Source organism: Bacillus sp. AK124 (genome assembly GCF_053903085.1).
This window is the reverse complement of sequence record NZ_CP096378.1, coordinates 2,273,028-2,293,001: the sequence shown is the minus strand read 5'-3', so window position 1 is coordinate 2,293,001 and position 19,974 is coordinate 2,273,028. Positions and strand designations below refer to the sequence as shown.

Sequence of the window (19,974 nt, the reverse complement as noted above, 5' to 3'; positions counted from 1 at the left end):
TCCAGTGTTATATGTTTTGGCAAGAGCCGGGTCCTCCGGCAAACGATAATCCGCAGCTTCCTTGTTCCATGTACAGATCCGCGACTTCTTCGCGATGGGTTTGCGGAATGACAAAGCGGTCATCGTATTTGGCGATCGCAAGCAGACGGTACATATCTTCAATCTGCTCTTCAGTCAATCCGGTATCTTGAATCAGAGCTGAATCGATCTGTTTGTTTGTTTGAGTCGCTCGCATGTACATACGCATCACAGACATTTTCTTTAATGTCGTTCTTATATGGTGTGTATCACCGGCAGTCAGCAAATTGGCCAAATATTCGATCGGAATCCGCATTTCATCAATGGCAGGGAAGATATCTTCAGCTGATTGGGCCGTTCCTTTTCCTTCAAACATATTCATAATCGGACTGAGCGGCGGAATATACCATACCATCGGCAATGTCCGGTATTCAGGATGCAGCGGCAGAGCGATTTTCCAATCGATGATCATTTTGTAGATCGGAGATTTTTGCGCTGCTTCGATCCACTCCAGCGGAATGCCTTGAGCTTTTGCTTCTTCTGCGACAGCGGGATCATTCGGATCAAGGAAAATTTCCAGCTGGGAGTGATATAGATCTTTTTCATTTTCGGCTGAAGCCGCTTCTTCGACTTTATCTGCATCATAAAGCATGACTCCGAGATAGCGGATTCGGCCGACACATGTCTCAGAGCAGATTGTCGGCAGTCCTGCTTCAAGACGAGGGAAGCACAATGTGCATTTTTCCGCCTTGTTCGTCTGCCAGTTGAAATACACTTTTTTATAAGGGCATGATGATACACAGTGTCTCCATGAGCGGCACGCATTTTGATCGACGAGAACGATCCCGTCTTCTTCGCGTTTGTACATCGCTCCCGACGGACAGGAGGAGACGCAGGAAGGATTGATGCAGTGTTCGCATATCCTTGGCAGATACATCATAAAGACGTCTTCAAATTCAGTCTTGATCGATTCTTCCATTTTTTTGACGTTTGGATCTTGAAGGCCTGTAATGTGGCCGCCGGCAAGATCGTCTTCCCAGTTCGGACCCCATTCAAGGTTCATGAAGTCTCCCGTAATGGAAGACTTCGGCCTTGCAACAGGCTGGTGTTTTTTCTCCGGACTGTTTGTCAGCGTTTCATAATCATAGTTCCAAGGTTCATAGTAGTCATCGATCGTCGGCTGGTACGGGTTGTAGAATAAATTCATGAGCCGCGTTGTTTTGGCGCCTGATTTGAGCTGAAGTTTGCCTTTTTTCAGCTCCCAGCCGCCTCTGTATTTATCCTGGTCCTCCCATTGTTTAGGGTAGCCGATGCCCGGTTTTGTTTCGACGTTGTTGAAGTACATATATTCTGCACCGGAACGGTTTGTCCATGTGTTTTTGCATGTGACGCTGCATGTATGGCAGCCGATGCATTTATCAAGGTTCATTACCATTCCGATTTGAGCTTTAATCTTCAAGCCAATCGACCTCCTTCAATTTTCTGATCACGACATTGAGGTCGCGCTGATTTCCTGTCGGCCCGTAGTAGTTGAATCCGTAGCTGAGCTGGCCGTAGCCTCCGATCATCTGCGTCGGCTTGACATGGATGCGGGTCGGACTGTTATGGGTTCCACCGCGGTTATTCGTCAGCTTTGTTCCCGGTACATTGATATGCCGGTCTTGGGCATGGTGCATAAAGGCCATTCCTTTTGGAATCCGGTGTGATGTCACGGCCCGTGCGACGACGACTCCGTTTCGGTTGAAGCATTCGATCCAGTCGTTGTCCTGAATGTCGGTTTCTTCCGCATCGTCTTTATTCATCCAGACTGTCGGCCCGCCTCTGAAAAGGGTAAGCATCGGCAGGGAATCAAAATACATGCTGTGAACCGACCATTTATTATGCGGCGTTAAATAGTTTAAAACGATTTCTTTTCCTTCCTGATCCGGACGCTTGTTCAAGAAAGGGCGGTGGATCAGGATCGGCTTGAATGTCGCCATGTTCTCGCCGAATTCCGTCATCATTTCATGATCAAGGTAAAAAGACTGTCTGCCGGTCAGCGTTCTCCACGGAATCAGTTTTTCAACGTTCGTTGTAAACGGAGAATAGCGCCGTCCGCCTTTTTCAGAACCGCTGAAAGCAGGGGAGGTGATCACCGTTTTCGGCTGAGCCGAAATTTGCTCAAATGTAAAGCATTCCTCTTCCCGTTCTTCAGCTAAGTCTTTCAACTCAAGATTCGTTATTTTTTCAAGCGATTCCCACGCTTTAACGGCTACTTTCCCGTTTGAAGTGGAAGAGAGGGTCAATACCGCTTCCGCAGCCTGTCTTGCATCACTGATGTCAGGACAGCCTTTGGCGATCGTGTCGTCTTTTACGACGCCGAGCGTTTTTTTGAGGGAATCATATTCCGCTTCAACAGACCAGTTCATACCTTTCGTACCAAACGGCTGTTTGACAACATTCGGCCCAAGCGATGTCATCTTATTGAAAATCTGCTTGTAATCCCGTTCCACAACATGAATTTGCGGCATTGTTTTGCCGGGAACGGCAGGGCAGTCGCCTTTGCTCCAATCTTTGATTTTCCCGAGCGGCTGCGCCATTTCCTGTGGAGTGTCATGGAGAAGAGGAGTCGCAACAGCCTCTTTTACAGGTTCCATGTCCATTTCTTCAGCCAGATTGGAAACCGCTTTTGCCAATGCTTTGAAAATATCCCAATCAGACTTTGCTTCCCACGGCGCGCTGATTGCCGGGTTAAACGGGTGGATGAACGGATGCATATCCGTGCTGCTGAGATCGTGTTTTTCGTACCATGTGGCCGCAGGGAGCACGATGTCTGAATAAAGGGCTGTTCCCGCCATCCGGAAATCGAGATTGACCAGTAAGTCGAGTTTGCCTTCAGGCGCTTTGTCACGCCATGTGATTTCTTCGGGACGGATGCTGTCCTGATCATCGTTCATCAGTCCGTTAGTCGTGCCGAGCAAGTGCTTCAGAAAATATTCATGACCTTTGCCGGAGCTCGAGATTAAGTTGGCTCTCCAGACAAATAGATTTCTCGGGAAGTTCTTTTCATTGTCAGGATCTTCAATCGAAAACTTGAGATTTTTCTCCTCAAGCTGTCTGGCGATATAGCTTCCGACTTGCTGAGCGTTCTCAGCGCCTGCTTTTTCTGCTTCTTTATACAGATCGATACCGTTTTTCTCAAACGTCGGATACGATGGAAGCCATCCGAGTCTTGCCGCCAGCACATTGTAATCGGCGTGGTGCTTGTAGCGCGATGTTTTTGCGATAGGGGAAGCAAGCCCGCTGATTTCCTGATCTTCATAGCGCCACTGATCGGTAGCGAAGTAGAAAAATGATGTTCCGTTTTGCAGTTTGGCAGGGCCTCCCCAGTCTTTTGCCGTCGCGATCGTCTGCCATCCTTCGGCCGGCCGGAGTTTTTCCTGGCCGACATAGTGGGCCCAGCCGCCTCCGTTAACCCCTTGAGCTCCGACGAGAAGCACAAGGTTCAGCACAGCTCTGTAAATGGTGTCTGAATTGAACCAATGGTTAATCCCGGCGCCGACAATGATCATTGAACGGCCCTCTGTGTCAATCGCATTTTGCGCGAATTCCCTTGCGATTTTGATCACCATTTCACTTTTAATGCCGGTAATCGGCTCTTGCCAAGCCGGTGTAAACGGTTCAGGATCATCAAATGATGCCGGCGTCTGCCCGTCAATTCCGCGGTTGACGCCATAGTTGGCGAGCGTCAGGTCGAAAACGGTAGAAACAAAAACTTCCTCTCCGTCCAGAATCATTTTTTTGATCGGAAGCGGTCTTTCAAGCACTTTATTGCCGTCATGTGAGAAGTAAGGAATGTTGACCGTGCCGATCATATCTTCGTGTCCAAGCATGGAAAGCCGAGGTGTGATCGGTTTTTCTGAATCCTCATCAACCATGCGCAGATTCCATTTTCCTTGGCCGTCCCAGCGGGAGCCCATCGTGCCCTGCGGAATCGCAAATCCATCTGTGTCTTCATCCCAAACGGCAGGCTTCCACTCATCATGTTCTGTCGCACGCCCGATATCTTTAGCATGGAGGAAGCGGCCTGCTGTGAACGTTCCGTTTTCCTCTTTCAAAGTCACCAAAAACGGGAAATCGGTATATTGTTTTGCATAATCAATAAAACGCTCCGTTTTCTGGTTGACATAAAAGTCTTGGAGAATGACGTGGCCCATCGCCATGGCCAGTGCGCCGTCCGTGCCTTGTCTGATGCTCAGCCAATCATCGGAAAACTTTGAGGACTCGGCAAAGTCCGGGCTGATCGAAATCACTTTTGCCCCTTTATAGCGGGCTTCGGCTAAAAAGTGAGCGTCAGGCGTTCTGGTAAGCGGCACATTAGAACCCCATGTCATGATGTAGCCTGAATTGTACCAGTCGCTGCTTTCCGGAACGTCGGTTTGATCTCCCCAAATTTGCGGTGAAGCAGGAGGGAGGTCGGCATACCAGTCATAGAAGCTCAGCATCGGCCCGCCGATCAGGGACATAAAGCGTGACCCTGCTGCGTGGCTGAGCATCGACATGGCTGGAATCGGCGAGAAGCCGACATTTCGGTCAGGACCGTATTTGGCAATGGTGTACAGAAGGGAAGCCGAAATCAGCTTCAGGACTTCGCTCCATTCGGCGCGGACAAATCCGCCTTTTCCGCGCGCCTGTTTATAGGCCTTTGCTTTTTCAGGGTTTTCGATAATTGATTTCCATGCTTCCAGCGGATTTTTGCTGCTGTTTAGCGCCTCGCGCCACATCTGGATCAGCACACCGCGTACATACGGATATTTCACGCGGAGCGGGCTGTATATATACCAGGAAAAGCTCGCTCCTCTCGGACAGCCGCGCGGTTCAAAGTCCGGCATATCAGGGCCAGTCGAAGGGTAATCGAGTCGCTGCCCTTCCCATGTGACGATTCCGTTTTTGACGTAGATATTCCAGCTGCAGGAGCCTGTACAGTTCACCCCGTGGGTAGAGCGAACCACTTTATCATGCTGCCATCTATTTCTGTATACATCTTCCCAATTCCGGTCTTCATAAGTGGTTTGGCTGTGTTGATTGGAATGGCGTTCAATAGGAGAGAAATAATTTAATCTCCTGAAAATGGGACTCTGTTTCTTTTTTTTCATTGCTGGTTCACTCCTTCTGAGTCAGTGATGCTACCCTCACTATATATGGAGGAGGCGCTGGACCTTGTTAAATTTGTCACATGGTTTCGGGTTTTCACAAATTTGTCACATTTTCAGGAGGGGGAGAGGGAGGACAAAAAAACAGCCTGCATGGAAGCGGGCTGTCGAATGGGTCAATCGCTCGTGTTCAAAATTCTCTTTTCCCCGGTAATCTCTTGAATCGGGGCGATGTTCTGGGTGAATTCCAAAGTTCCGATATAGCGGCCGTTTTCATCGCGTACGGCAAAATAGCGGATGAACACGTATTTGTCTTTAAATTTGATCCAAAAGTCTTCAACGTCTTTTTTGCCTGATTTAAAGTCGTCAAGAAGTTTGTTGACGATGTGGACGCTTGCCGGCGGATGGCAGTTTTGGACGGTCCGGCCGATTACGGCTTTTGTCCTTGCGAAAATCCGTTCCTTTCCGTGTGAAAAATAGCGGACCACATCGTTTTCATCGATGAAGGTGATATCGACCGGAAGATGGTTCATCATGTGCTCAAGCTGGGCCACGGACAGAATACCCGTAGGGAGCCTGACATATCCGTCAGCCGCTTCTTCTGTTGTTTTGAGCTGATGGCGTTCAGGCTTCCACACCGTTTCCGGAGCAGTCAGGCAATATCCGATCTCGTCGCTTTCAGCCGCGATTTTCAGCCATTCGTCTTCTGTCAGCGTTCTGAGCGCCATCGGCAAGAGGATATTTTCTTCTTTATAAATCATTTCCGTGCCTTCTTGAATGATAAACGTTAGCTCGCGGATGACTTCATCTTTTTTGTCCGGCGTATACTCTTCCAACAAACGCTTCACTTCTTTGATGCTCTTGCGGATAAAATCATCGACAGCCCACATCACTTGGCTGGGCCCAGTAATTCCGTACTTTTCTAAATAGGGGAAGAGAAGATTTTCTTTTCTGCTGTAATGTTTGTCGACATCGGCGAGCAAGTTCAAGTCTGTGAGCAGCTTGAGAATGTTGTCGCGGTGATCTTCTTTTTCAAAACGTTCCAAATGAAGCTGCATTTTAAAGTTCAAAAGGAGGTCGATTTCTTTATTTTCTTTCATAAAAGTATGAACGGGATGGCCTGGCTGCTTATCGGCGTCAGCGCGGTGAATGTCTTCAATCGATCCTTTAAACACAGCGGCGTGAACGGAACAAAGCTCTTGAATTTCTTCGGGGGTAATGCCTTCTTCCTTCATTAACGCCTGTTCCAGCTGAGCGATTTCTTCAGCATTGACTGAACCGAACGTCTTTTCAAACCGTTTTTTGACGTCGGCAAGCGGTTTTCCTTTATGAAGGTCGATGATGATTTCTTTCAGAAGCTGCTTTTTTTCCTCTGGCAGACCTTGCTGCGTTTCCCGGTTGTTAATCATTTCGCTCATCGTTTTTCTCCTTTCCAAACGGGGTCAAATCCGTGCGCTTTCAATATGTCTAAGACATGCGGCCATTCGATTTGCATCATTCGCGCGCCTTTCGGAATCGTCACGATACGCCCGGCTGTTTCCAGCATGCCGGGCTTCGTTATGTTTTTAAACCCGGCTTCCTTCATCACGGCTTTTAGTTCAGGATGCAATGTGCAAAGTTCGTATACGGAATCGTTCAAATCAATTTTTTTATGCAGAGGGATCACATCCTTTGATAGTGATGATCATTCTCATCTATACCGTAATACAAGTATGCTGAAAAAAATGTGACGTACATCACATTTTTCAGCGCAAAGCCTTCGGAATATAAATACAGCTCGGGTCGCTTTCCAGATAATCGCCTGTCAGAGCATAGGCACGTGAGCGCGAACCGCCGCACACATGGCGGAATTCACAGACGCCGCATTTTCCTTTAAATCCGTCCGGATTTCGCAAATTCTTAAAGATCGGTGATTCGCGATAAATCTCAGCCAGCGGCTGTTCGCGGATGTTTCCGGCTTTAAACGGCAGGAGTCCGCTTGGATATACATCGCCGATATGGGAGATAAACATAAAGCCGTTGCCATCGTTCACACCTTTCGGAGCCCGGCCCAATCCGCCGATCGCATCCATTTTCCCTTTCTGCAATGCGTGTTCATAGCGGATTTTCATGTTGGGGTCTTTCGCTTCCCGCATTTTTTGTTGAATAACGACCCGTCGGTAGTGCTGGGCTGCTGTCGTTTTGATGTCAAAAGGCGCTTCTTTTGCCAAACGGCTGAGCCAAAGAAAGACTTTTTCATGGTCCACCGGCGAAATCATATCTTCCCGCTTCGCGCGGCCTGTCGGGACGAGAAAAAATACACTCCATAATACACAGTTCAATTCTTCGATCAGCTTTGCCATTTCATCCAGGTAATCGATGTTATAAGCGGATATAACGGTATTAATCTGCAGAGGCAGATGGCATTCATGAATGTAGCGTATGGCCTTCATGGTCAGGTCAAAGGAACCGTCCGTTCCTCGAAAATGATCATGAATCTCTCGGGTTGGCCCGTCCAAGCTGAACGCCCATCGGGATAAGCCGATTTCTTTTGCTGATTGAATCGCTTCTCTTGTAACATTCGGCGTGGCACTCGGGGTCATAGAGACGCGAACCCCTTTTTGGACGGCATACTCAATAATGGCGAATACGTCGTCTCTCATTAAAGGGTCACCCCCTGTCAGCACGAGGAGGGGATTGTCCATCGCATGAATTTGATCGATTAAATCTTTTCCTTCTTTCAGGGTGAGCTCCCGCGGATCGCGTTTATTTTGAGCCGATGCCCGGCAATGAAGGCACTTGAGCTCGCACGCTCTTGTCAGCTCCCAAATGACGATAAACGGAGACTTGTCGAAATCGCAATGTATCATCTTTCATCTGTCCTTTCGTTTGCATTCATGTGTATCGTAGCGGAAATGAAAAAGAAAAAAAGTTAAGTAGATCACATTTAGAAAAGGAAGGGAAAGAAGGGGGAGGCCCTTCTCACGCGTCGTCTTCTGCAGAGGAGTTGAGGTAACGCAAAAAAAGCTGGTAGGAAAAATACAAATTCTGCTGAAGCAGCATGAGAAAGTTCGTCTGTAATTGGCGGTTATAAGTCATCATTTTTTTGAAAGTATGAAATGGAATTTCAAGTACGGCGGTTTCTGCGGCAGTGTTGACTGAAATAAACGGAGATACGAAAGGTTCGCCTTTTTGATCAATAGGGAAAACATCGCCTTTTTCCCACTCGGCGATCGTTCGGGATTCTTCTGGAAGTCTTCTGTCAGAAAAATGAACTTCCCCTTTTAAAACAAAATAGACGGATTGCGAATGAAGGAACGATCGCGAATGCTGAGATGGCTGGATATCGATCACCTTCCCGTTTTTCAGCAGCCTTTTGATGATCGGAAGGGGTACCCCGAGAAACATAGGAAGATTTTTCAGAAACAATAAGTAGTCAAACCGGTCCATGGTATATCCTCCTTCTATATATTAGCATTTAGTATAAAGCGCCGGGCTGGAGGGCGCAGTGATTTATTTCACACGCCTGTATGCAAAATGTCACTGTGTAAAAAAGACGAAACTTTTATAATGTAATAGAAAAGAAGGGAGGATGCGTGATGAAAGTGTTCATACCGAAGCAGCACGGCGCCTGGGCGATGCTTGTCATCCCGTTTGTTCTCGGCATGTTCGCCGGGGGCGCGGATGTAAAGCATATTCCGCTGTTCTGCGGATGGCTGTTTCTATATCTAGCGGCATTTCCGGCTACGATGATGGTGAAGAAGAAAAATATCGTTTACTATCAAAAATGGGTTCTCATCTACGGCATTCCGGCCATCGTTTTCCTGCTTATTTCGGTCTGGCTGGAGCCGCGGCTCGTTTTTCTCGGGCTGCCGCTGTTTCCGCTCTTTCTCATCAATCTTTATTATGCGAAAAGAAACAACGACAGGGCGCTTTTAAATGATATTGCGGCAATCCTTGTTTTCAGCGCGGGCGGGCTTGCGAGCTTCTGGATGGGAGCGGGGAAGCTTGATGGTGAAGCATTGTTTGTTTTTATCCAGTCCGCTTTGTTTTTCACAGGGAGCGCCTTTTATGTCAAGTCGATGATCCGCGAAAAGAAAAACAATCGGTTTAAACTTTATTCATGGGGATACCACGTATTCCTGCCGTTCATCTCGCTGGCCGCGGGGGCAGGATGGGCCGTGCTTGGTGTAGTGCCGAGCAGTTTCAGAGCGTGGTTTTTACATGGAAAGAAACTGTCGATTAAGACAATCGGAATCTCAGAGCTGGTGAATGCCTGTTTCTTTATGGCCGTGTTGATCGTTTTTCTGCTGCAAACGTAAAAAACAAGGACACTGTGCTTCATGTCCTTGTTTGTTTTCGTTTTTTCAGTCGATATTGCAGATGTCGAGCGGGCAGTTTTCACAGTCGATTTCGCGTTTTAAATAGTTGAGTTGATGAATGACGATTTTTCCTGAGTCCTCAATTGAAATGACACCGTTCTTCCGGAGGTCGCTCAGCATGCGGTTGATGCTCTCCCTTGCGGCGGCACAGAATTTCGCCAGATCCTGGTTCGTCAGCACAATATTGATGAGAATCCCGTCGCTTCTTGTGATGCCGTAGCTGTTTGCGAGACGGATCAAGGTGGAGTAGAGCGCGCCTTTTTTACCATTCAGCAAAAGGTCGCGGATTTTCGATTGAATCTTTCGCAAATGCGTGCTCATCCATTTCATAAACTCAAACGTCAGTGCACCGTTTTGTATGAGTTCTTTTTCAAGCTTATCTTTATTGATGACCAACACTTCGCCATCAGAGAGGATCTTTGCGCTCAGCATATATTTCGCATCTTCTGTAAAAAGCGTAAGCTCCCCGACAATATCATTTTTTTTGCACATTCTGAGTGTCAGTTCTTTGCCATCGGACGTCAATTTGCCGATTTGGACAAGTCCCGACTGAATAAGATACAGTTCCTCCGCATCCATCCCTTCTTGAAAAAGGAATGTGTCCTGCCTGATTTTTCGTCGTGTACTGATTGATTCCAGCAAGTGATGCAGATCGTCTGAGAGCAAATCTGTGTCTGATTTTCTAACAGAAATATTCATTGAGCGTCACCCCTTTAGCAGTTCTTATTTTAACGTTAAATAAGGCTGAGTGACCTTTTAAATATAAACAATATTGTGAACTTATGAATAAAGTCCCAAAAAAGAGCCTGAGCACATCAGCTCAAGGCTCCTTTTGCAGGAAAGGTTTATAAATGGTTCGTCTTCGTTTTGGTCGATGTTTTGCTCACTTCCTGAAAATACATCCAGACCACGATCACAAAGCTGGCAAGGGCTGCTTCTGACAGCGCCATGAATCCGATCGCATAATGGCCGGTTGCCTGAAAAACGCTTGACAGGATGAGTGGCGGGAAGAATCCTCCCAAGCCGCCCATCGCTGATACAATCCCATTGACGATGCCGGCCTGATTTGAAAAATAAAGCGGCACAAGCTTAAAGATGATCCCGTTTCCAAGACCGGCGCACACGGCAACGGTTAATACCCCAAATCCGTAAAGTCCGAGGCTGGGTGAAAAGGCCAATAAAATCCCTGACAAGGTACAGCCGGCAAATACATACATCAACAGCTTCAGCGGGTTGAATTTGTCCGCGAGCCAGCCGCCGACAGGCCTCAGAAAAGTTGCGACAGCGATAAATCCGGCGGTTCTAAGCCCTGAATCAACGGGATCAAGCCCGAAGTGATTAACAAGAAAGTTCGGAAGATAAATCGTAAACGCGACGAAAGATCCGAATGTAATGAAGTAAAACAAGCTTAAAAACCATAATGTCTGATTTCGGTAGACTGCCTTCATTTGCTCTGTTACAGAAACCGTCACTTTTGTTTCTTTTCGATCTCCAAGGATAAAGTTCAATAAAGCGAATACGGCGACTAACACGATGTACATCCGCACCGTATTTTCCCACCCGGCTGTCTTTGCTACGACAGGAGCGGCAAACGTGGTAATCGCTGTACCGACGTTCCCGGCGCCGTAGATCCCATTGACAAACCCGTGTTTTTCTTTAGGGTAGTATTTCGGCAATGATGTGACCCCGATGGAAAAGACCGCTCCGCCGATGCCGAGGAAGAATCCGCCAAGGATCAAGTCGAACAGCGAATCGGCTGTGCTGATCCAAAAAATCGGGAACAGAAGCAGCACAAAGCTGATCATGAACGTGATTCTCGCACCGAATCTGTTTGTGTAGTATCCCAGCGGAATCCTCAGAAGCGAGCCGAGTATGACCGGAATGGCCGTGACAAGGGATATCTCACTGTCTGTCAGGGCGATGTCCTGCTTAATGTGGGGCATTAAAGAGGAAATCAACACCCAAACCATAAATCCTGCGACTAAACTAAATGACTGCAGCGGTAATTGTATTTTTTGACGATTTACCATTGCGTTTTTGCTCCTTTCAAAGGGAAAAATGAATAAATCAATCAGCATGTTTATCTTACAAAAAGTCTTTTAAAAACATTGTGAATTACGTCACACGGTCATTCGTTTGATTCGTGTTTAATATCGGTAAGTGAGGGATAGTAAACGGATGTAAAAAATAAATGGTTCATTTGCGGACTTTTTCGTTTATCATGAAAATAAAAAAAGGAGTGCCGCTTTTATGTTTATAAAGCTTACGCAAGAAGAAAAGCAAGCGATCATCGAGGAAATCAAACGCTTTTATGTTGAAGAAAGGGGAGAAGAGGTTGGAGACATCGCGGCGATTCAAATGTTTGAATTCGTAAAGGAAAAGCTGGGCCCTTACTTTTATAATCAGGCGCTGAAGGACAGCCGCAGAGTCGTGGAAGAGAAGGCAGCGGCGATTGAAGAAGAGCTCTTTGCGCTGGAGCGCCGTCTGTGACAACGCGCTCTCCTTTAGCAAAACCGAAGGGATTGAAAGACCAATGGAGTTTCTGAAGCAATTTATGATTTTCAGCGGGCTGAATGATGAAGAGTTCAAACAAATCGAGCAAATCGCGGTCAAGCGCACCTATCAGCCGAGAATGTTTGTTTTTATGGAAGGGGAAGAGAGGGAAGCGGTATTCTTCATTAAATCCGGTCTTGTTAAAGCCTTTAAAATCGATGAAGACGGCAATGAGCAAGTGATTTCGATTCTGCAAAGCGGGGACATGTTTCCCCATGTCGGCTTTTTTGACCGCTCCCCATACCCGGCAACAGCCGAAGCCGTTCAGGAAACCGAGTTGATCGTAATCCGCATCGCTGATTTTAATGAACTTTTGATGAAATATCCGGAAATGACAATAAAAGTGATGCAAATCATGGGGAAAAAGATTCTCGATTTGCAAGAGCGGATCCAGGGTTTTATTTCAAAAGATGTCCAGCACCGCTTGACGCATGTATTAATGAAGCTCGCTGCAGAACACGGCATTCCTCAAGAAAAAGGGGTCTACATCAGCCTGCCCATTACCAATCAGGATTTTGCGAACATGGTCGGAACGTCAAGGGAAACGATTAACCGCACATTAAATGAAATGAAAAAGAAAAATCTGCTGACAGCTGACAGGAGCGGAATTTTCATACATGATACAGACTGGCTGAACGGCTGCAATTGAAGGATAAGATGAAGGCTTTCCATTGAACAACAGATGGAAAGCCTGTTTTTATTTTGTTCACAAATCCGCCATTATTTAAGTGATCTGGTTCACAACCGGTGTGCTGCATATCCAGTATCTTAGGACATGCAAAATCAAAAAAGGAGTGAACCGCAATGGAAGTTCAAAGAAAGACGGTGCCCGTTAAAAAAGCATCGAAAAACGGTTTTTTGAAATCTGTTCTCGTCTTTACTTTAATCGTTAGTTTTTCGGTGCTGCTTTTGGGAGGCTATTGGATCTTCAAAGGACTTGCACCAAGACCAGTTGAAGTGTCCGGGCCAAACGGAGAGGTGCTCATGACCAAATCGTCCATTTCAGGCGGTCAGGCCGTATTTCAAAAATACGCGCTGATGGATTATGGCACGATTTTGGGGCACGGATCTTACATGGGGCCTGATTACACGGCCGAAGCCCTGAAAATCTATACGGAAGGGATGCAGGATTTTAAGGCGGAGGCACGATACGGCAAGCGCTTTAAACAACTTTCAGATGAAAAGCAGTCCACCATCCGGAATCAAGTCATCCGCGAAATGAGAAAAAACCGTTATAATCGCGCGTCAGATACATTGAAGCTGACAGATGCGCAGGTTTATGGATTGCAGCAAGTGCGTGATCATTACCGCAATGTCTTTACAAAAGGAGACGGCTGGGGGCTTGAGCCCGGTTTAATTAAAGAAAGCCACATGCCTAAACGCGACAGAGCGTGGGTTGACAGCGAAGACCAAATCACGCAGATCTCCGATTTTATCTTCTGGACGGCATGGCTTTCCAGTACATTAAGGCCTGGCGACGACATTACGTACACGAACAACTGGCCGTATGATGAAGATGCCGGAAACACGATGTCATTTGCCGCCGTTTGGTGGAGCGGCGCAAGCGTCACCATCCTTATTTTATTTGTCGGCATTATTTTATTCGTGTTTTACCGTTACAAGCTTGGAATGAAAGAGGCTTATCAGGAAGGGGCGTTTCCGGTATTTGATCTGGATAAACAGCCGCTTACGGCATCACAGGTTAAAACCGGAAAATATTTCGCCGTTGTGTCGCTGCTGTTTTTTGTTCAGGCCATGTTCGGAGCTTTGCTTGCCCACTATTATATTGAGCCGGACAGCTTTTTTGGGATCGATTGGATCAGGGATATGTTGCCATTCAGCATATCTAAGGGATTTCACCTCCAGCTGGCGATCTTCTGGATTGCGACTTCATGGCTCGGTATGGGCATTTATGCAGCGCCGCTTGTCGGAGGCCGCGAGCCGAAAAGGCAGGGGCTGCTTGTCGATATTCTGTTTTGGGCGCTGATCGTCCTTGTCGGCGGAAGCATGGCTGGCGAATGGCTCGGAGCGAAAGGCCTTTTAGGAAACAACTGGTTCTTATTCGGCCACCAAGGAATGGAATATATTGAACTCGGCCGCTTCTGGCAGGTCATTCTCGCACTCGGCATGCTGATATGGCTGTTTATCGTTTTCAGAGGCATTAAGAGCGGCCTCAAGCGGGAATCTGATAAAGGCGGTTTGATTCATCTGCTGTTTTATTCTTCGATCGCCATTCCGCTGTTTTACGGTGCAGCCTTTTTCTTTAATCCCGGCACAAATATTACAATGTCGGATTTTTGGCGGTGGTGGATTATCCATCTTTGGGTGGAAGGGATTTTTGAAGTCTTTGCCGTCGTGGTCATCGGCTTTTTGCTCGTGCAAATGAACCTGGTTACGAAAAAATCGACCGTCAGAACGCTTTATTTTCAACTGACGATCCTGCTGGGGAGCGGTGTCATCGGGATCGGACATCATTACTATTACAACGGTTCTTCCGAAGTTTGGATCGGCCTCGGTTCCGTCTTCTCATGCCTGGAAGTGATTCCTCTTACCCTGCTTGTATTGGAAGCTTATGAACAATACAAGATGATGAAAGACGGAGGCCATCATTTCCCGTATAAAGCAACGTTCTGGTTCTTGATTTCAACGGCGATCTGGAATCTGGTCGGTGCAGGGGTATTGGGCTTTTTGATCAATCTGCCTGCTGTCAGCTATTTTGAGCACGGCCAGTTCCTGACACCTGCCCACGGGCACGGGGCGATGATGGGCGTGTACGGCATGTTTGCCATTGCTGTCTGGCTGTATACGCTACGCAATATCGCCAAAAAAGAAGCGTGGAATGATAAATGGCTGAAAATAGCCTGCTGGTCGCTGAACATCGGCTTGTTCGGAATGGTGTTTATCAATTTGTTGCCGGTCGGTTTTCTTCAATTGAAAAAAGCGTTTGAAGACGGGTACTGGAGCTCAAGGGCGCCTGAGTTTTTACAGCAGGATACGGTGCAAACGCTGCTGACTTGGAGGGCTGTGCCGGATACGATCTTTTTAGCCGGAATCGTGATTTTGGTCATATTCAGCATCAGAGCATTATTCCATCTCCGCAAACCGACGCATCAGGAAGGAGAAGCGCTTCCAGTTAAAGACATTGCTTCAGATGAATAGATAAACAAAAAGACAGAGGAAGTGAAATCCTCTGTCTTTTTATTTTATTGATTGGCTTCCGCTTCAAGCCGCGGGAACAAAATATTGTTTTCCAGGTGAATGTGCTGAAAAAGATCTGTTTCCAATTCATCAAGCTTTAAGTAAGTCAGTGTATATGTTGTGCATGCCCCTTCAGGAAGGGTATAGTCATTGGTCACTTTTCTCAGTTCCTTCAAGATGCTGCCTGCGGCTTCATGCTCTTGTTCAAGGACGTCGATCGCCTGAACCGCTTCTGCCAGGCTGTCCATTGATCGCGTCTCTTCATAGGTCGTCACTTTCGGTAAAATGAGTTCCTCTTCCTGAAAGAGATGGTGTTCCAGTTCAGTTTTCAGCTGATGGAACAATTGATGGACCTGGGCGAGTTCCGGATGATGGATGCCGTGAACCCGGTAGACTTTTGTGACAAAGCCTGATAGTTCAGGAAGCACCTCATACAGGTAAGCATGGTGCGTATGAATCACATGGTCGATCAGCTGTGAATACGGGGCTTCACTCCAGTTCGTCTCTTTTGCGTTCAATGCCTTTGTCTCTTGATATAATGTATTGATTTTTGCTAAGATCTCTTCTTCATTTAAATCCTGTTCTTTTATCGCTTCACCGATCGGGCGGTTGCCCCCGCAGCAAAAGTCGATGCGATATTCTTTCAGCAACCGGCTGGCTCTTGGAAAACGCGTAACAATATCACCTGTTTTTGTGTTTTGATCAAATACTGCTTCCATTTGTAAAACCTCCTGAAGTGTTTTTTATGCTATGGGTTAAATGTAACGGGTTCACCGATGGAAAATCGTGATCTACATCACATTCGGGAAAAATGACAGAAAAAGCAATAAGTCAGAAGAAATCGGGAAATAGCTATAGATAACTTTTCATGTTGGAGGCCTGCAATGGAGCATTTATCCTGGCTTACATTTACGATGCTGATTCTCGCCAGTTACCGGCTAACTCATTTGATTGTTTTTGACAAGATCACGGAGTTTATCCGGAAACCGTTCATGAAGAAAAAGCAGACGGTTGATGAACAAGGGCATGTAGAAACGAAAAAAGTGCCGAAATCAAACTTCGGCTATTTGCTGAATTGCTATTGGTGCGCAGGGATATGGTGCGCTTTGATCATCGCTGTCGGGTATCTGATTGTCCCAAAAACGATATTCCCGTTAATTTTAATTTTATCGGTCGCAGGTGGACAGGCGATTCTTGAAACGTTTGTCGGTGTCGCAACAAAACTTGTCAGCTTTTTCTCTGATTTAAAGAAATAAACCACTCCAAGCGGATGGTTTTATTTTTTTGACAATAAAGTGACACAAACAGCAGAGAGAACATGTCCGCTTTGTGAACTTTTTACAGCGATTTTTTCCCGGTTGCCGCATTTTAGGCAGAGGGAAGACATTATTTTGAAGAAGAATCAGGTTTTAAAATTTTGAATTGAGAGAAAAAGGAAGCACAAAGTCCCCGGTCATACTTTTTTAGCTTTTCATCATTAGCATTCAGACCTCCCATTTCATACGAAAAGAGGAAATAGATAGATTTTCAAAACGAAAAAAACGTGAAATATGGTTGATAGACAATCAATGAATAGTTTTTTTACAATCAGTAACGTGCTACAAGCCAAGAAAGGGGTGAAAATGTCTGCCAGAAAGTGTTTTTGGAAAATAACATCATTGGAGGAAAAAGAATGTCATACATGAAACGTTCCATTTCTGTCTTCATCGCCTGCTTCATGGTAGCAGCACTCGGCATCAGCGGTATCATCGCACCTAAAGCGTCTGCCGCTTCTCAAACACCCGTTGCTGTAAACGGACAGCTCACCTTGAAAGGTACGCAGCTCGTCAATCAAAAAGGAAAAGCGGTTCAGCTGAAAGGAATCAGTTCACACGGGCTGCAGTGGTATGGCGATTATGTCAACAAAGACTCGTTAAAATGGCTGAGAGACGACTGGGGCATCAATGTCTTCCGCGCGGCTATGTATACGGGTGAAGGCGGCTATATTGACAATCCGTCGGTTAAAAACAAAGTGAAGGAAGCCGTCGAAGCGGCAAAAGAACTCGGAATCTATGTGATCATCGACTGGCACATACTGAGCGACGGCAATCCAAACCAAAACAAAGCGAAAGCAAAAGAGTTTTTCAACGAAATGTCAAGGCTTTACGGCAAGACGCCAAACGTCATTTTTGAAATTGCCAACGAGCCGAACGGCGATGTCAACTGGAACCGTGACATTAAACCTTACGCTGAAGACATTTTGTCCGTGATCCGCAAAAATTCTCCGAAAAATATTGTGATCGTTGGGACAGGCACTTGGAGCCAAGATGTCAACGATGCGGCGGACAATCAGCTGAAAGACGGCAATGTTATGTACGCGCTCCATTTTTATGCGGGTACGCACGGTCAGTCTTTGCGGGATAAAGCAGACTATGCACTCAGCAAAGGAGCGCCGATTTTCGTCACAGAATGGGGAACGAGCGATGCTTCCGGAAACGGCGGTGTCTACCTCGACCAATCCAGGGAGTGGCTGAAATATTTAGACAGCAAAAAAATCAGCTGGGTAAACTGGAGCTTGTGCGACAAACAAGAGTCGTCAGCTGCTTTAAACTCCGGCGCCTCTAAAAAGGGAGGATGGTCTCAATCCGACTTATCCTCATCAGGTAAATTCGTCAGGGAAAACATCCGCAGCGGATCAAACGGTTCGTCAGGAGACTCTGGATCGGATTCGAAAGGGTCAGATCAAAAAGACCAGAAAAAGGATCAGGATAAACCAGGTCAAGACAGCGGCGCTGCAGCCAACACGATAGCAGTACAATACAGAGCGGGGGACAACAATGTAAACGGCAACCAAATCCGCCCTCAGCTCAACATTAAAAACAACAGCAAAAAAACCGTGTCTTTAAATCGAATCACTGTCCGCTATTGGTATAAAACGAATCACAAAGGACAAAATTTTGACTGCGACTATGCCCAAATCGGCTGCAGCAAACTCACGCACAAATTCGTCCAATTAAAAAAAGCGGTAAACGGAGCAGACACGTATCTTGAAGTAGGATTTAAAAACGGTACATTAGCGCCGGGTGCAAGTACAGGCGAAATCCAGATCCGTCTTCACAATGACAACTGGAGCAATTATGCCCAAATCGGCGACTATTCATTTTCTTCAGGTTCAAACACATTTAAAAATACGAAAAAAATCACGTTGTATGAGAATGGAAAACTGATTTGGGGCGCTGAACCTAAATAACGGCACTTTAACGGACACCGAATTTGGTGTCCGTTTTCGTATATATTATAATGGAAGGAATGAGGAATATTTTTGTAAACATGAAAGGAGATGGATGTATGAATGAAACATTGCAGCAATACATGATGCTTGTCAAGGAAAACTACGACACGATCAATGGACCTGATTACGCAGGCAAAGAGGAAGACATTGAAAAGCGAAAAAAACAAATCGAGCTTTACGCCAAAACGCTCCAGCAAGGTTTTTCAACAGATGACGACTATGATGAATTCGCAGATGCCGTGATTAAATGCGCATACGGAGATCTGACAATGGAAGAATTAGAAACGGTTTATCGGGAATTAACGTCTTCATAATCAATAAAATAAGGGGGAGAAGAACCATGAAAGATACGATCATGAAGACAGACCGGATGATTTTGCGAAAAATGAGGCGTGATGACGCCGAAAACCTGCTCGAAATCTTTTCTGACCCGACAGCCATGGAATATTATCCATCGACAAAGAATGAAAAACAGACATTGCAATGGATCGACTGGACACTTGAAAACTATGAAAAACATGGAACCGGCCTGTGGGTTGCCGAACATAAACAAACAGGCGAATTTCTAGGTCAATGCGGCATCGTGCCACAGGAAGTCGAAGGATCGGACGAAATGGAAATCGGCTATTTGTTTAAACGGAGCGTCTGGAAAAACGGCTATGCAACCGAAGCAGCATCAGCATGCAAACAGTATGGATTTGAGGCATTTCACCTGAAAAAAATCGTATCTTTACCTGATGCGAAAAATCTGCCGTCCAGAAAAGTTGCCGAACGAATCGGCATGACTTTAGAAAAAACGATACATAAATGGGGAAAAGAAATTGCCGTATATTCAGTTTATCGATAAAATTTTTTATTCTGTCTCACTAACTTGAGTATACTTTGAGATTGAGACAGAATTTCTTTTCAATCCTTAACTTCCGAGAATATATATTATGTAAACTAGAAAGAAATGAAGGTCAGGATTATGCAATGTTCCTCCATCAGCTGTACGACACAAAACCCTTGGTTGCATTAGCCCTTGAACTACTTTCACTAAACAGTTCTTTGACATAAAATGCAGCCATAATTTCCATTCCTATAACCCATTCTTCGCAAACTCCTTTAACTTACATTGTAATTTTGGCTGGTTCTCTCAACTTTACTTTACTGATTTGAAATGTCCACAACATTATATGTAATAGTTCATTGACTTCAACATCAGCATTCACATGTAATGTATTAACTTCACTCCATACATTAAGCATGCAGTTTGCATATTCATTTAGTTTTAATTGGACGCGATTCTCCCAAATCAACACTCATCTCAGTATCTAGACAAAAGCTTGTATCACTTAAAAACAATGCCTGAAATATGAGAGAGCCGATAACCGCGTAATAGGGTTATCGGCTCTGTGTCTGTACGGCTAGCTCTTTGACATGCGTTTATCAGCAACCTCTC

At 46.0% G+C, this 19,974-nt stretch carries 17 protein-coding genes; 8 read left to right on the top strand and 9 right to left on the bottom strand.

Annotated features, from left to right (window positions below; genetic code table 11):
• Positions 1-7 precede the first annotated feature (7 nt).
• The 6 genes from narH to M1E06_RS11340 form a co-directional block, all read right to left on the bottom strand.
• Complete coding sequence (gene narH / locus M1E06_RS11365; protein WP_020451629.1) at positions 8-1,477, bottom strand: nitrate reductase subunit beta; 1,470 nt, start codon at positions 1,475-1,477, stop codon at positions 8-10.
• Complete coding sequence (locus tag M1E06_RS11360) at positions 1,467-5,153, bottom strand: nitrate reductase subunit alpha (protein ID WP_020451630.1); 3,687 nt, start codon at positions 5,151-5,153, stop codon at positions 1,467-1,469. Before M1E06_RS11360 ends, narH begins: the two co-directional genes overlap by 11 nt.
• Before the next feature lie 173 nt (positions 5,154-5,326).
• Entirely contained in the window at positions 5,327-6,568 is a 1,242-nt protein-coding gene (locus tag M1E06_RS11355; protein ID WP_020451631.1) for a DUF438 domain-containing protein, read from the bottom strand.
• Positions 6,565-6,789 carry a DUF1858 domain-containing protein gene (locus tag M1E06_RS11350; protein WP_229030011.1) on the bottom strand — a complete coding sequence of 75 codons (225 nt, stop codon included), beginning with the start codon at positions 6,787-6,789 and terminating at the stop codon, positions 6,565-6,567. Before M1E06_RS11350 ends, M1E06_RS11355 begins: the two co-directional genes overlap by 4 nt.
• A 106-nt stretch (positions 6,790-6,895) precedes the next feature.
• On the bottom strand, positions 6,896-7,999 hold the full coding sequence (locus M1E06_RS11345; protein ID WP_020451633.1) for a TIGR04053 family radical SAM/SPASM domain-containing protein: 1,104 nt from the start codon (positions 7,997-7,999) through the stop codon (positions 6,896-6,898).
• A 112-nt stretch (positions 8,000-8,111) separates the two neighbouring features.
• The gene (locus tag M1E06_RS11340) at positions 8,112-8,579 is read right to left on the bottom strand and encodes a cyclic nucleotide-binding domain-containing protein (protein WP_020451634.1); all 468 of its coding nucleotides are present in this window, start codon (positions 8,577-8,579) and stop codon (positions 8,112-8,114) included.
• Positions 8,580-8,728: 149 nt separating this feature from the next.
• Between M1E06_RS11340 and M1E06_RS11335 the strand changes: the two genes are divergently transcribed.
• On the top strand, positions 8,729-9,451 hold the full coding sequence (locus M1E06_RS11335; protein ID WP_020451635.1) for a YwiC-like family protein: 723 nt from the start codon (positions 8,729-8,731) through the stop codon (positions 9,449-9,451).
• A 45-nt stretch (positions 9,452-9,496) separates the two neighbouring features.
• Here M1E06_RS11335 and M1E06_RS11330 read toward each other — a convergent pair whose 3' ends face one another.
• On the bottom strand, positions 9,497-10,210 hold the full coding sequence (locus M1E06_RS11330) for a Crp/Fnr family transcriptional regulator (protein ID WP_020451636.1): 714 nt from the start codon (positions 10,208-10,210) through the stop codon (positions 9,497-9,499).
• Positions 10,211-10,356: 146 nt separating this feature from the next.
• Positions 10,357-11,541 (bottom strand): nitrate/nitrite transporter, encoded by a 1,185-nt coding sequence (locus tag M1E06_RS11325; RefSeq protein ID WP_020451637.1) that lies wholly within the window; start codon positions 11,539-11,541, stop codon positions 10,357-10,359.
• A 220-nt stretch (positions 11,542-11,761) separates the two neighbouring features.
• On the opposite strand from M1E06_RS11325, the gene M1E06_RS11320 reads away from it, so the two are divergent.
• The 3 genes from M1E06_RS11320 (at position 11,762) to M1E06_RS11310 (ending at position 15,223) form a co-directional block, all read left to right on the top strand.
• A complete protein-coding gene (locus tag M1E06_RS11320) occupies positions 11,762-12,001 on the top strand; it encodes a DUF2164 domain-containing protein (protein ID WP_020451638.1) in 240 nt (79 codons plus the stop codon).
• A 43-nt stretch (positions 12,002-12,044) separates the two neighbouring features.
• The gene (locus M1E06_RS11315) at positions 12,045-12,713 is read left to right on the top strand and encodes a Crp/Fnr family transcriptional regulator (protein ID WP_023857565.1); all 669 of its coding nucleotides are present in this window, start codon (positions 12,045-12,047) and stop codon (positions 12,711-12,713) included.
• A gap of 155 nt (positions 12,714-12,868) precedes the next feature.
• A complete protein-coding gene (locus M1E06_RS11310; protein ID WP_020451640.1) occupies positions 12,869-15,223 on the top strand; it encodes a nitric-oxide reductase large subunit in 2,355 nt (784 codons plus the stop codon).
• A 44-nt stretch (positions 15,224-15,267) separates the two neighbouring features.
• Here M1E06_RS11310 and ric read toward each other — a convergent pair whose 3' ends face one another.
• Positions 15,268-15,981, bottom strand: a complete 714-nt coding sequence (gene ric / locus M1E06_RS11305) for an iron-sulfur cluster repair di-iron protein (RefSeq protein ID WP_216904514.1) — start codon at positions 15,979-15,981, stop codon at positions 15,268-15,270.
• 165 nt (positions 15,982-16,146) lie between these two features.
• On the opposite strand from ric, the gene M1E06_RS11300 reads away from it, so the two are divergent.
• The 4 genes from M1E06_RS11300 (at position 16,147) to M1E06_RS11285 (ending at position 19,380) form a co-directional block, all read left to right on the top strand.
• Positions 16,147-16,518, top strand: a complete 372-nt coding sequence (locus M1E06_RS11300) for a DUF1360 domain-containing protein (RefSeq protein ID WP_020451642.1) — start codon at positions 16,147-16,149, stop codon at positions 16,516-16,518.
• A 425-nt stretch (positions 16,519-16,943) separates the two neighbouring features.
• A complete protein-coding gene (locus M1E06_RS11295; RefSeq protein WP_026579643.1) occupies positions 16,944-18,491 on the top strand; it encodes a cellulase family glycosylhydrolase in 1,548 nt (515 codons plus the stop codon).
• A gap of 98 nt (positions 18,492-18,589) precedes the next feature.
• Positions 18,590-18,847, top strand: a complete 258-nt coding sequence (locus M1E06_RS11290; RefSeq protein WP_023857562.1) for a YnfE family protein — start codon at positions 18,590-18,592, stop codon at positions 18,845-18,847.
• A gap of 26 nt (positions 18,848-18,873) precedes the next feature.
• Positions 18,874-19,380: a GNAT family N-acetyltransferase gene (locus tag M1E06_RS11285; protein WP_026579642.1), complete on the top strand. Its 507-nt coding sequence runs from the start codon at positions 18,874-18,876 to the stop codon at positions 19,378-19,380.
• Positions 19,381-19,974: the final 594 nt, after the last annotated feature.